Source organism: Amycolatopsis sp. NPDC006131, from assembly GCF_040614175.1.
Classification (GTDB): domain Bacteria; phylum Actinomycetota; class Actinomycetes; order Mycobacteriales; family Pseudonocardiaceae; genus Amycolatopsis_E; species Amycolatopsis_E tucumanensis.
The window spans coordinates 21,881-34,252 of the sequence record NZ_JBEXTX010000087.1 but is presented as its reverse complement, the minus strand read 5'-3'; the positions used below and the strand labels follow the sequence as shown (position 1 = coordinate 34,252).

12 protein-coding genes are annotated in these 12,372 nt (G+C 71.9%); 10 read left to right on the top strand and 2 right to left on the bottom strand.

Features of this window, described 5'->3' with window-relative positions:
- The coding region (locus ABZ215_RS32550) for a transporter substrate-binding domain-containing protein (RefSeq protein WP_354954022.1) at positions 1–622 on the bottom strand (622 nt) is incomplete at its 3' end.
- Positions 623–1,112: 490 nt separating this feature from the next.
- On the opposite strand from ABZ215_RS32550, the gene ABZ215_RS32545 reads away from it, so the two are divergent.
- From ABZ215_RS32545 to ABZ215_RS32520, 6 genes are all read left to right on the top strand, one after another.
- The gene (locus ABZ215_RS32545; RefSeq protein ID WP_354954020.1) at positions 1,113–4,043 is read left to right on the top strand and encodes a nitrate- and nitrite sensing domain-containing protein; all 2,931 of its coding nucleotides are present in this window, start codon (positions 1,113–1,115) and stop codon (positions 4,041–4,043) included.
- Positions 4,040–4,492: a roadblock/LC7 domain-containing protein gene (locus tag ABZ215_RS32540; protein ID WP_017985274.1), complete on the top strand. Its 453-nt coding sequence runs from the start codon at positions 4,040–4,042 to the stop codon at positions 4,490–4,492. The genes ABZ215_RS32545 and ABZ215_RS32540 overlap by 4 nt, the downstream gene beginning before the upstream one ends.
- A 26-nt stretch (positions 4,493–4,518) precedes the next feature.
- On the top strand, positions 4,519–5,235 hold the full coding sequence (locus ABZ215_RS32535) for a DUF742 domain-containing protein (protein ID WP_354954018.1): 717 nt from the start codon (positions 4,519–4,521) through the stop codon (positions 5,233–5,235).
- Positions 5,216–5,824, top strand: coding sequence for an ATP/GTP-binding protein (locus ABZ215_RS32530; protein ID WP_017985272.1), 609 nt, complete (start codon positions 5,216–5,218; stop codon positions 5,822–5,824). Before ABZ215_RS32535 ends, ABZ215_RS32530 begins: the two co-directional genes overlap by 20 nt.
- 128 nt (positions 5,825–5,952) lie before the next feature.
- The gene (locus ABZ215_RS32525) at positions 5,953–6,378 is read left to right on the top strand and encodes a roadblock/LC7 domain-containing protein (RefSeq protein WP_017985271.1); all 426 of its coding nucleotides are present in this window, start codon (positions 5,953–5,955) and stop codon (positions 6,376–6,378) included.
- 668 nt (positions 6,379–7,046) lie between these two features.
- Positions 7,047–7,379: a DUF742 domain-containing protein gene (locus ABZ215_RS32520; protein ID WP_017985270.1), complete on the top strand. Its 333-nt coding sequence runs from the start codon at positions 7,047–7,049 to the stop codon at positions 7,377–7,379.
- A 23-nt stretch (positions 7,380–7,402) separates the two neighbouring features.
- Here the strand turns inward: ABZ215_RS32520 and ABZ215_RS32515 are convergent, their stop codons facing one another.
- The gene (locus tag ABZ215_RS32515) at positions 7,403–9,637 is read right to left on the bottom strand and encodes a helicase-associated domain-containing protein (protein WP_354954016.1); all 2,235 of its coding nucleotides are present in this window, start codon (positions 9,635–9,637) and stop codon (positions 7,403–7,405) included.
- A gap of 87 nt (positions 9,638–9,724) precedes the next feature.
- Here ABZ215_RS32515 and ABZ215_RS32510 point away from each other — a divergent pair, with 87 nt between their 5' ends.
- The 4 genes from ABZ215_RS32510 to ABZ215_RS32495 are packed head-to-tail and all read left to right on the top strand — an operon-like array spanning position 9,725 to position 12,180.
- The gene (locus tag ABZ215_RS32510) at positions 9,725–9,913 is read left to right on the top strand and encodes a hypothetical protein (protein WP_017985268.1); all 189 of its coding nucleotides are present in this window, start codon (positions 9,725–9,727) and stop codon (positions 9,911–9,913) included.
- Between the two features lie 19 nt (positions 9,914–9,932).
- Complete coding sequence (locus ABZ215_RS32505; RefSeq protein ID WP_354954014.1) at positions 9,933–11,327, top strand: NAD-dependent malic enzyme; 1,395 nt, start codon at positions 9,933–9,935, stop codon at positions 11,325–11,327.
- Positions 11,327–11,749, top strand: coding sequence for a helix-turn-helix transcriptional regulator (locus tag ABZ215_RS32500; protein WP_354954012.1), 423 nt, complete (start codon positions 11,327–11,329; stop codon positions 11,747–11,749). Before ABZ215_RS32505 ends, ABZ215_RS32500 begins: the two co-directional genes overlap by 1 nt.
- Before the next feature lie 14 nt (positions 11,750–11,763).
- Positions 11,764–12,180, top strand: coding sequence for a VOC family protein (locus ABZ215_RS32495; RefSeq protein ID WP_354954010.1), 417 nt, complete (start codon positions 11,764–11,766; stop codon positions 12,178–12,180).
- The last annotated feature ends 192 nt before the right edge of the window (positions 12,181–12,372 follow it).

Below are 12,372 nucleotides of genomic sequence, written 5' to 3'. Positions count from 1 at the left end.
TGCTCAGCGTGATCACCTGCGCCGGCTCGAACTGCTGGACCATGGCCGAGCCGGTCGAGTTCGTCACCGCCAGCACCCGCTTGCCCTTCAGGTCCTGGGGCTTGGTGACGCTCGAATCGCCCTTGCGCGCCATGATCGCGGGCCCGGACACGAAATACGGCCCGGCGAAGGACACCTTCTCCGCGCGGGCGGGGGTGATCGAATAGGTGTGCAGAACCACGTCGACGGTGTTGTTCTGCAGCAACGCCTCGCGGATCTGCGACGTGGAATTGACGATCTTGACGTTCGGCTGGCCCAGGATGTACTTCGCCAGCAACCTGCCGAGGATCGCGTCGAACCCCTCGGTCTGGCCGGTCGTCGGGTTCTGCTGGGACAGCAGCGGCGTGTCCAGCTGGCTGCCGATGAGGATCTGCCCGCGCTGCTTGATCGCCTGCGCCGTCGGGCTGGTCGCGAGGTCCGCGTCGGACGCCACCGGCGCGCGGTCGAGGAGGCTCTGCTCCTGGTCCGCGCTCCCGCCGCTGTCCGGTACCGCGCCCCCGCTCGAGGTGCAGGCGGTCACCGCGCCGAGCGCGACCGCCGTGAGCAGGACCGCGAGGCGCCGTCGCCGTGTCGAAGCCGTCATGGTGTGGCCGGATCCCTCCTGGAAGTGGAGCCTGTCGCCCCTATCTACTCTCGGTGACGCAAGGGGTACCCGAACGGGTGGCAGTAGATCACGAGGTAAGGCGCAGGATCGTGCAGTTCCAACGGCCGCGTCAAGCCCCTGTGAGGTTCCGAGGGTCACTGTGGGACGTTTCCGCGCAACGTGTCACAGGCCTGTCCCGCCTTCCGGATAGTGAGATAGGTAACACTGAACAAGGGCCATGCGACTGCACGCAGCGTGACGTGCAGTCGCTCTGTTCCTGAGACAGTTGGTGAGAATTCGTCACCGGGGTGACCGCTAAAGTTCGTGGTGAGAGGCATCTGCCCGGCTTCCCTTTCATCCCGGCAGCCGATAGCCTCTACCCCCAATCGGGTGGCCCCGTGTTAACCATTCACGTCCTGGTTCTCATGGCGTGGAACCCGAGCGCGGAAACGCGGAAACTGGACAGCTCGAACCGGGAAGGAAGTCCTCGGTGCCCCAGCCCACGAGCGGGGAGCGCGGTCGCAAGGCAGTGTCCCCGGCGGAGTCGCCTGTCGCGCAGAGTAACGACGTCGGCGCGCAGGACAACGCGATCGGAGCATCGACCGGTGGTGACGGCGGCCGTCGGGTCCGCGGTCTCGCGAACTGGCGCGTCAACGCCAAGATCGCCGCGGTGGTCGCCGTGCCGACCGCCGCCGCGCTGTCCCTGGCCGGCCTGCGCGTGTACGACAGCTTCGACACGATGACCGTCTACCAGCACGCCGAACAACGCATCGAACTCAGCCAGAAGGTCGCCGCCGAGGTCGACGCGCTACAGCGCGAGCGGGACGCGATGTCGGCCTGGATCGCCTCCGGCCGTCCGGCCGACCGGGCCGAGCTCGACGACGCCATCAGCACCGCGGAGAACGCGGCCGACACCGTGCGCGGCGCGGTCAGCGAGGTCGCCGCGATCAGCGACGACGCCACGTCCGCGCGCTACCAGCAGGGCCTCGCCCGGCTCGACGGGCTGAGCCAGCTGCGCTCCTCGGCGGGCGCCGCGGACTTCCCGAGCCTCGCCGCGCAGGCCGGCTACACCGGGGTCATCGACGCGCTGCAGCTGATCGCCGACGAGTTCGACGCCGACATCACCGACCAGGGCCTGCAGGACCGGCACGAGGCGCTCGGCTTCCTCGCCGACGCCAAGGAGTTCTCCGCGCAGCAGAACTCCTACCTGCGCAGCGCCGCGATCCGCGGCAGGTTCGACCCGGCCGAGCTGAAGAACCTCACCACCGCGCAGTCGAACCTGGTCGCCGCCATCGACCGGTTCAACGCCGTCGCCACCCCGCAGGCCCAGCTGGACTACTCGACCACCCTGTCCGGCCCGCAGGTATCCCAGCGGTTCACCCTGCAGCAGCTGGCGTTGCTGCGCGCACAGGCGAACCCGCCGCTCGCGCTGGCCATCGACCCGGGCGCGGTCGCGCAGTCCTCGTCGCAGACGCTCGACCTGATCAGCCAGGTCCAGAACCGGCTGCTCGACGACGCCAGGACCTACACCGAAGGGCTGATCAGCGCACAGCAGCAGAACCTGCTGATCACGGTCGCGATCATCCTCGCCGGGCTCCTGCTGGTGCTCACGCTGATGTACGTCGTGGCGCGTTCGCTGATCCGGCCGCTGCGGACACTGCGTTCGACCGCCCTGCAGGTCGCCGAGGTGCACCTGCCCGACGCGGTGGAGCGGATCATGCGCGAGGCCGACCCGGCCGCGGCCGCCGCCAAGGCGATCGAGCCGGTGCCGGTCCACACCACCGAGGAGATCGGGCAGGTCGCCAGGTCCTTCGACGTGGTGCACGGCCAGGCCGTCCGCCTCGCCGCCGAGCAGGCCCTGCTCCGCGACAACGTCAACGGCATCTTCGTCAACCTCTCGCGCCGGTCGCAGCGGCTGGTGGAGCGCCAGCTCGCGGTGATCGACCTGCTGGAGGCCGACGAGCAGGACCCCGACCACCTCGCGAGCCTGTTCGAGCTGGACCACCTGGCGACCCGGCTGCGCCGCAACGGCGAGAGCCTGCTGGTGCTCTCCGGCGCGGGCTTGAGCAAGTCGATGCCCAAGCCGGTCTCCGCCGCGGACGTGATCGGCGCCGCGGTGTCCGAGATCGAGCAGTACGCGCGGGTCGACGTCGGCGCGATCCCCGAGGTCGCGGTGCGCGGCCCGTCCGTGCACGACCTGGTGCACCTGCTCGCCGAGCTGCTGGACAACGCCACCTACTTCTCCGAGCCGGAGACGAAGGTCAGCGTCCGGGCCGTGGTCACGCGCAAGAAGGCGCTGGCCATCCAGATCACCGACCGCGGTGTCGGCATGTCGCCCGAGCAGATCGCCGAGGCCAACCGGCGCCTCGCCGACCCGCCGGACCTGGACGTGTCGGTGACCCGGCGGATGGGCCTGTACGTGGTCGCGCGACTGGCCCAGCGGCAGGGCATCGAGGTCCGCCTGCGGGAGAACGAGGACATCGACGGCGGCGTGATCGCCCGCATCGTCGTGCCGCCGGACCTGCTCGGCCCGGTCGCGCGGGAGCCGATGCCGCGACCCGCGGAGACCTCGTCGCCGAACCTGCCGCCGGTCCCGGCCCAGCGCACCCCGTCGAACCTGTCGCGCCGCGAGCCGGCCCAGGAGGCCGAGACCGGGGTGCTGCGGCCCCTCGACCAGCCGATCAGCCTCGACGACCTGGTCGCCGGCTCGACCGACGCGGCCTACCTGAGCCGGGGCAAGCCGCGCGCCGAGGAGCCGCCGCCGAACGGCCTCACCCCGCCGCAGCCGGAGGAGCAGCCGAACCACTTCGGGTCGCTGGCGCTGCCCAAGCGCGAGCCGCAGTACGTGCCGGTCACCGAGCAGCCTGCCGAGGAGCCGCCGTCGAACGAGAGCATCTTCGACGACGACGTGCCGACGAAGCGGCTGCCGATCTACCAGTCGGTTGTGTCGAGGTGGTTCAGTGCGGAGGGGGAGGACCCCGCCTCGGTGAGCGGCGACCTCGAGGAGGAACCCCCCACGGCGGCCGAGGAAGCCCCCGAGGCCGACGACAAAAGCGCCGATCTTTGGCACAGTGTGTCCGATGAGGGCTGGCGCGCGGCGCAATCCCTGCTCGAGTCGCGGGAGGAGGAGATCACTCCGGCCGGGCTGCCGAAGCGGGTGCCGAACGCGCACCTCGTCCCCGGTTCGATCCCGGTGGGCGAGACCGACGCCTTCACCGACACGACCGTCGGCAGGCCGGGGCAGGGCGCGCTCGCCCGCTCCGCCGAGGCGGCGCGGGAACGCATGGCGAGCTTCCAGCGCGGCTACGTGAGTGGCCGGCACGCGCTGCAGGAGAGCACGCCGGGCCCCTATGACCAGGGTGATCCGGTGAGTGGCGGGGGAACCACCCCGCCGGACGAGGCAGTGAGGAGTGAGGAGTGACACGGGCGGGATCGCTGCAGCCGGGAGGCTCCACGCCGCAGGCGCCGCGGAACGGCTTCGCGTGGCTGATCACGGACTTCGTGCACCGGGTGCCCGGTGCGGCGCACGCCGTCGTGGTGTCGGCGGACGGGCTGCTGCTCGCCGCGTCCCGGGGGCTGCCGAAGGACCGCGCGGACCAGCTGGCCGCGGTGGCGTCGGGGCTGACCAGCCTGGCACGGGGCGCGTCGAAGGTGTTCGAGGGCGGGCCCGTGGCTCAGACGGTGGTCGAGATGGCCAACGGCTTCCTGTTCCTCATGTCGGTTTCGGACGGGTCCTGTCTCGCGGTTCTGGGGTCCCCCGACAGCGACATCGGCCTCGTGGTGTACGAAATGACGCTTCTGGTGGATCGGGTCGGTCAGCAGATGACGCCCGAAATGCGGGCACAGCTCCAGGGAGCCGCGCGCGGTTGAGCGCGCCGGGCACGAGAGGGACTGCAGTGGACGGTGGGCAGCCGACGGGCGTGGGCTCGGGACGGCTGGACGACGACGCCGAAACCGCCTGGCCGGACGAGGCTCAGGCGGCGCGGACCGAGGACTGGAGCACGTTCCGGGCCAAGGTCGACCGCGCCTGGCGCCTGCGCCGGGCCGCCGCGGGCGAGAAGCGGTCCAGTACCCTGAGCGACCCGGAGCCACCGGGCTACGGGGCGACCGAATACCCGGAGTTCAGCGGCGACCGGTTGCTGTCCGGTCCGGCGGCGGACCTGTTCGGCGACCCGGGCGGGCCGCTGGCCCCGGCAGGCGAGCTGCGGCCCAACCCGACCGCGGAGAGCCACCCGAGCTTCCCGCCGGTGCCCGCGCCGGTGGCGGCGGAGGAGACCTCCGGTCTGGTCCGGCCGTACTTCCGGACGCGCGGGCGGACACGTCCCAGCTACGATCTGGCGATCGAAGCACTCGTCTCGACCAGCGAGCGGGGACGGATGCTCGACCGGGTGCGGGTGCCCGAGCACCGGTCCATCTGCGGACTGTGCCTGGACACGCGCTCCGTGGCCGAGGTGGCGGCGTACCTGCGCATGCCGCTGGGGGTCGCGCGGGTGCTGATCGGCGACGCCGTCGATCTCGGCCTGGTCCTGGTCCATTCCACGACGTCGGTCGTCGGCGATCGTCCCAGTATCGAGTTCATGGAGAGGGTGCTCAGTGGGCTTCGGAGAATTTGACTCCGACGCGAACACGTCGGCCGCGACGGGACCGACGCAGTCGGCCAAGATCGTGGTCGCCGGCGGCTTCGGTGCGGGCAAGACGACCCTGGTCGGCGCGGTCTCGGAGATCGATCCGCTGACCACTGAGGCGGTGATGACCGAGGCCAGCGTGTCGGTGGACGACACGACCGCCACGCCCAACAAGGCGACGACGACGGTCGCGATGGACTTCGGCAGGCTCTCGCTCGGCGACGATCTCGTGCTGTACGTCTTCGGCACCCCGGGGCAGCACCGGTTCTGGTTCATGTGGGACGACCTCGCGGTCGGCGCGATCGGCGCGGTCGTGCTGGTCGACACCCGGCGGCTGGCGGACGCGTTCCCCTCGATCGACTTCTTCGAGAACCGGAAGCTGCCTTACATCGTGGCGATCAACTGCTTCGACCGGCTGCTGCACCACCAGATCGAGGACGTCCGCCACGCGCTGACGATCTCCGAGTCGGTGCCGATCATCGCCTGCGACGCGCGGGAGAAGGAGTCGGCCAAGCAGGTGCTGATCACGGTCGTGGAGCACGCGATCAACCGGGACCGCGCGTTACAACCGGGGTGATCGGGTAACCGTGCCGCCGGAAGGGTGAATCGATGTGAGATCACCCCGGGCGGCAGGTCGACAGGGCCGGGTTCGGCAATACCCTGGTCGGAATAATCGCAGAACAGGCTCGACCGGTGAGGAGGCACATGACGGCATCGGCACAGCAGTCGAGCGGCTTCGGCTTCGGCTGGCTGATCACCGACTTCGTGCGACGGGTCCCGGGCGCGGCGCACGCCGTGGTCGTCTCCGCCGACGGTCTGTTGCTGGCCGGGTCTCAGGGCCTGCCGAAGGACCGGGCGGACCAGCTGGCCGCGGTCGCGTCCGGGTTGGTGAGCCTGACCTCCGGTGCCGCGCGGTGCTTCGAAGCGGGCTTCGTGAACCAGACGGTGGTCGAGATGGAGCGCGGGTACCTGTTCCTGATGGGGATCAGCGACGGGTCGAGCCTGGCCGTGCTGGCCGCGCCCAACTCCGACATCGGGACGGTGGCGTACGAGATGACGCTGCTGGTCGACCGCGTCGGGATGCAGATGACGCCGGAGCTGCGCAACCAGCTCCAGGGTGGCGTGCGCTGATGCGGGGACTTTCGCAGGGGGCCGGGCGGCCCGCGGTGGATGCGTGGGACCGGCTGCACCAGGGCACCGACCGCGAGGGGATCGACTCACCGGCGCGGTTCGTGCTGACGAAGAAGCCGGTGGTGCTGCCGGTGCGCACGCCGGTGCGGCCGTCACCCGGCGTCGGACGAGCCGCTTCCCGGACGACTGCCGGCTGGCCGACTGTGTCTGATGCGGATGCCGTGTCGCGGGCCGGTGCTGGTGGGCGGGCTGGAGGCGCTTCGCTGAGCGGCGCGGGTGCTGGGTCGCTGAGTGGGGCTGGTGCTGAATCGCTGAGTGGCGCGGGCGCTGGTCGGCACGCGGGCGTTGAGGCTGGCGGCCGGCGCGCGGGTCGTGACGTGGGCGGCCGGCACGCAGGTTTTGAGGCTGGTGGCGGCCGGGACGCGGGTCTGGATGCCGGTGCCGGCTGGCAGGCCGGTCCCGACGCGGGTGCCGGTTGGCAGGCTGGTCCCGACGCCGACTGGCCCTCCGGCGCCGATCTGGACGCTGCCGCCCGGACTGGTCTGGAGGCCGGCTGGCCGACGGCCGGTGCAGGTGCCGCGGTCGGCGTCCGGACTGCTGTCGGCACCCGCGGGGCCGGAGTGCCGCCCGCGCAGACGCGGGGCTCGGAACCGTCGGTACGGACGCGGATGATGATGCGCCCGTACGCCCGCACGGGAGGCCGCACCCGGCCGGATTACGAGCTGGCGCTGGAGGCGCTGGTCTCGACCACCGACCGGGGCCGCGTGCCGCAGGCGGTGACCGGGGTGCAGCACCGGCGGATCTGCGCGCTGTGCTCGGAGGCCCGCTCGATCGCGGAGATCGCCGCGTACCTCGACCTGCCGCTCAACGTGGTGAAGGTGCTGGTCAGCGATTTGGATGCGGCCGGGATGGTGCTGATCCACCAGTCCGGGCTGTCCTTCGGGGACCGCTCCTCGCGCGAGTTCATGGACCGGGTGCTCCAGGGCCTGCGACGCCTCTGAGCCGCAGCCGCCCCAAAGAAGGCTCAGTCGTCCACCAGGGCGGCCGACGTGATGCGGTGCAGGGGGTACCGCTCATCGTCCCGGCCGATCAGGACTCCGCCGCCCACGTGGGTCGGCGTCACGATTCGCTGGCTGGCCGTTCCGTGGGCGTCCACGAAGCCGATCCAGACCTCCCGCTGCTCGCGGTGCGCCCGCGCCAGCAACGCCATCGTCGCGGCCGTGTCGGAGCCTCCGCCGCCGCCAGGGAGGCGCACCGCCGTGCCCTTGCGGCTCGCCGCGGCCCGGTCGCCCGCCCGGATGTGCGTGACCACCGACGCGGCCTGCTCGCCGGTCAACCCGGACGGCTCGGGCACCACCCGCCGCGCCGTGCGGGGGCGCGCGGGGATCCTCCTGCCGGACGGGCGCAGGTCCACCACCCGCCCGTCGGGACCCTCGGCCGCCGGCGCGAAACCGGCCGCCCGCAGCCCGTCCAGCACCTCCGCCAGCGAGTACGGGCTGACCAGCACCGTCGGCGCGATCCGGCGCAGCTCGTACTCGCCCGACACGGCGTTGCCCATCACCTCCGCGAGCAGCACCTCGTCGTCGCACCGCAGGAACGACCCGGCCGCCCCGCCGCGCAGCCTGCCGTGCCGCCGCGCCACGTCGTCGATCAAGTACGTCAGCGACTGCGGCACCTCGGTGGCCGACCGCTTCCGGAACAGCTCGTGCAGCTCGTCCGCGGTCCGGCCGGTGTCCAGCGCCCGCCGCACCGACGCCTCCGTGATCCGGTACACCGTCGCGTGCCCGGCGGACTCGACGTCGGCCACCGCGGCGATCTCCGTCGCCAGGTCCATCTCCAACGGCCCCGGCGCGACCACCGTCAGATCGGCCTGCACCAGCACGTACCCGATCGGCTTCGGCATCGCGTCGTACACCGCGTTCAGCGCGCCCGAGCGATCACCCGCGAGCAGCGCTCCGCCCGCCGTCGTCAGCGCCCCGAGCGCGATCACGCCCAGCGCCGACGCCTCGGCGAACGTCCACCGCACCGCCTCGTCCCGCAACCGCCCCCCACGCCGCGGCGCCCGCCACGCGAGCAGCTCGACCAGGTCGTCCGCGCCGTGCACACCCGTGCCACGCGGCAGCTCGGCCAGCGTGCCCAGCACCCGCCGCCGCACCGACGGCGCCAGCGGCCGCCGCAGCTCGTCGGACAGCGGCACGATCGGCTTGTCCTTCACGTCGCGCTGACCGGCCAGCGCGGGCAGCCGCGGCAGGTCCAGCCACGCCTCGGCGAGGATGACCCACCGCTGCGCCGGCTCGGACGCCAGCCACGAGTCGGCCAGTGTCGTCGGCACCCACTCCGGGCTGGTGCTCTGGCTGTCCGCGACCAGCCCGGCCGCCGCCGCCAGCTCGGCCAGCAGCGTGGCGCGGGTGTCGTCGGTGTCCAGTTCGCGCGCCAGCTTCCGCAGCTCCCGCACCCCGAGACCACCGGACTTCAGCACCGGCGGCGGCTGTTCCGACCACTGCGTCAGCAGCGATTCGGTCTGCCGCAGGAACTCCATCGCCTCACCGGCGGCCGTCTCATCCACTGTGGACTGCTGATGCGGGCTCGTCGGCAGCTCCGGCTCGCGCAGCGCCTTCGGCGAGCAGATCCGGCCGCCGCGCAGGGCGATCGCCACCTCGCGGGGCAGTTCGACCGTTTCGTCGTCGCGGCGCAGCAGCAGCCCGCGGGCGAGCAGCTTCTGCACCGGCTTCGCCCCCGCGTCCAGCGACGGTTCGGCCGCCGCGTCCCGGGTACGTCCGATGGGCGGGCCGGCGGCGAGGGCGCCGAGCAGGCCGCGTTCGTCGTCACCGACCTCGGCGAGCGCGGACTCGACGTCCAGCCCGGGTGCCGACGCGCCGAGCCCGGCCGGGAACGGCCCGGCCAGCTCGCGCGCGGCGGGGACGACGCGGACCGCGTCGTCGTCGCCCCAGGCCAGCACCCGCGACCGCAGCCGGTCCACGGCGGGCCGGACGTCCGCGCCGACCAGCTCGCTGATCGCGGCGAGCGGGACGGCTTCGGTGTCCGCGTCGGCGACCAGCAGCGCGTCGAGCACGGAAAGGGTGAACGTGTCCAGGTCCTCCATCGCCCTGGCGACCGATCCGGCCGTGCCGGCGCGGGTGGCCAGCACTGTGCTGTCGGACGGTGGCGGGGTCGCCAGGTCGCGCCTGGCCTGCAGGAGCGCGCCCAGCTCGTCGTCGGACGCGGACCGCAGCCAGTCCGCAAGGGAGGTCGCGGGCATCACATCGAGGATACCCGCCCTGACCATCGGGTTCGGGCGGCTGTGAGGCAAACTGGGGACCGTAGGTGCCGAGCACTGGAGGATGAAGTGGCGAAGGGCGACAAGGACAAGAAGAGCGGTCGTATCGACCCCACCTGGCCGCATCTGCCGGACGGCGAGCACCCGGTCACCGAGCTCTCGGCGGACCGCCAGGGCGCGCTGTCGCCGTTCGGGAACGTGACGTTCCCCCTCGAGACCGTGCCGTACGTGCACCCCGAGACCGAGATCAACAAGTAGACAGCAGGGGGTTACTGCCGTGCCGGTTCCCGGCCCCGGGTATTCGATCACCGTTCGTGTCGAGGCGCCGCCGTCGGCGAGCGCCGCGGGCGACCTCACCTCGGCGGTGGGCCGGGTCGGCGGCGTGCTCACCGCGTTCGACGTCGTCGAGTCCCACTCCGACGCGATCGTCGTCGACATCACGGCGAACGTCTCCAACGCCGACCACGTCGAGGTCGTCACCGAGGCCCTCGACGCGCTTCCCGGCGTGCGGGTGCGCAAGGTTTCCGACCGCACCTTCCTCATGCACCTCGGCGGCAAGCTGTCGGTGTCGCCCAAGGTCCAGCTCCGCAACCGTGACGACCTCTCCCGCGCGTACACGCCGGGCGTGGCGCGGGTGTGCCAGGCGATCGCGGCCAACCCGGCCGACGCGCGGCGCCTGACGATCAAGCGCAACACGGTCGCGGTCGTCACCGACGGTTCGGCCGTCCTCGGCCTCGGCAACATCGGCCCGGCCGCGGCCCTGCCGGTGATGGAGGGCAAGGCGGCGCTGTTCAAGAAGTTCGCCGACGTCGACGCGTGGCCGGTGTGCCTGGACACCCAGGACACCGAGGAGATCATCAAGATCGTCAAGGCGCTCGCGCCGGTGTACGCGGGCATCAACCTCGAGGACATCGCCGCGCCGCGCTGCTTCGAGATCGAGAAGCGGCTGCGCGAGCAGCTCGACATCCCGGTGTTCCACGACGACCAGCACGGCACCGCCATCGTCGTGGTCGCCGCCCTGCGCAACGCGCTGCGCGTGGTCGGCAAGGAGATCGAGGACTGCAAGATCGTGGTGAGCGGCGCGGGCGCGGCCGGCTCGGCGATCATGCGGCTGCTCATGCACAAGAAGCCGGGCGACATCATCGCCGCCGACATCAACGGCATCGTCCACCTCGGCCGGTCCGATTTGGACGACAACCTGCGGTGGCTGGCCGAGAACACGAACAAGGACAAGGTGTCCGGCACGCTGCACGACGCGCTCGTCGGCGCCGACGTGTTCATCGGCGTGTCCGCGCCGAACCTGTTCGGGGCCGAGCAGGTCGCGACGATGGCGCCGGACGCGGTGGTGTTCGCGCTGGCCAACCCGGACCCGGAGATCGACCCGCTGGAGGCGCAGAAGCACGCCGCGGTCGTGGCCACCGGGCGCAGCGACTACCCGAACCAGATCAACAACGTGCTCGCGTTCCCCGGCGTGTTCCGCGGTCTGCTGGACGCGCAGGCGCACGAGATCACCGACGAGATGCTGCTCGCCGCCGCGAACGCGATCGCCGACGTGGTGGACGACCGGCTCAACGCCTCCTACATCGTGCCCAGCGTGTTCGACTCGGCGGTGGCCCCGGCCGTCGCGGAGGCGGTCAAGGCGGCGGCCCGGAAGTCCGGCGCCACGAGCTGATGAGCCGCGCCGTCGAGGAGTCGAACCGGCGGATGCTGCGGGCCCGCGACGCGATGGACCGTGCCTACGCGCAGCCCCTCGACGTCGCGGCCCTGGCCCGGATGGTGCACGTCTCGGAGGCGCACTTCATCCGCACTTTCCGGGCCACCTTCGGGGAGACGCCGCACCGGTACCTGCAGCGGCGGCGCGTCGAGCGGTCGATGTTCATGCTGCGGGAGAGCGATCGGAGCATCACCGACATCTGCCTCGCCGTGGGGTTCACCAGCCTGGGCACGTTCAGCCGGACGTTCCGCGAGATCGTGGGGCAGTCGCCGTCGGAGTATCGGGCAGCAGGCGCCGGGGCGGTGGCGGCGCCCACGTGTTTCGCGATGGCCTGGACGCGGCCGAGCAGTTTCGGAGAAGCCAGGGGCGGGGCCGGTTGATTAGCGTTGCGGACATGTTCAACGCGATCACTCTCTCCCAGATCTTCGTGACCGACCAGGACGAGGCGCTCGACTTCTACGTGGGGAAGCTCGGGCTCGAGGTGAAGGTCGACCAGGACCTCGGCTTCATGCGGTGGCTGACGGTGTGCGTGCCCGGCGAGCCGGGGCGCGAGATTCTCCTGGAGAAGCCCGGCCCGCCCGCGATGGACGAGGCGACCGCCGCGCAGGTGCGCGAGCTGCTCGCGAAGGGCGCGACGGGCGGCTGGATCGGCCTCACGACGGACGACTGCCGCAAGACGTACGAGGAGCTGCTGGCGAAGGGCGTGGAGTTCACGCAGGAGCCGACCGAGCGCCCGTACGGCATCGACTGCGGCCTGCGGGACCCCTTCGGCAACGCGATCCGCATCAACCAGCCCACGCAGCCGGCCTGACCGGCCGCCGGTGGGCGGGTCGGGCGGCGGGCGGGCCGCCGCCCGGCCTGGCCGGGGTGGGGTTGTGGGGTGGCAGGTGGTTTGTCCGGCTTGGCTCGCCGGGGTGGGGGTGCGGTTGTGGGCTGGGCCGGTAGCACGCGTGGCGGGGTGGCGGCGCGGTTGGCGGGCTTGGTGGGAGGCCGCCCCAGGCGG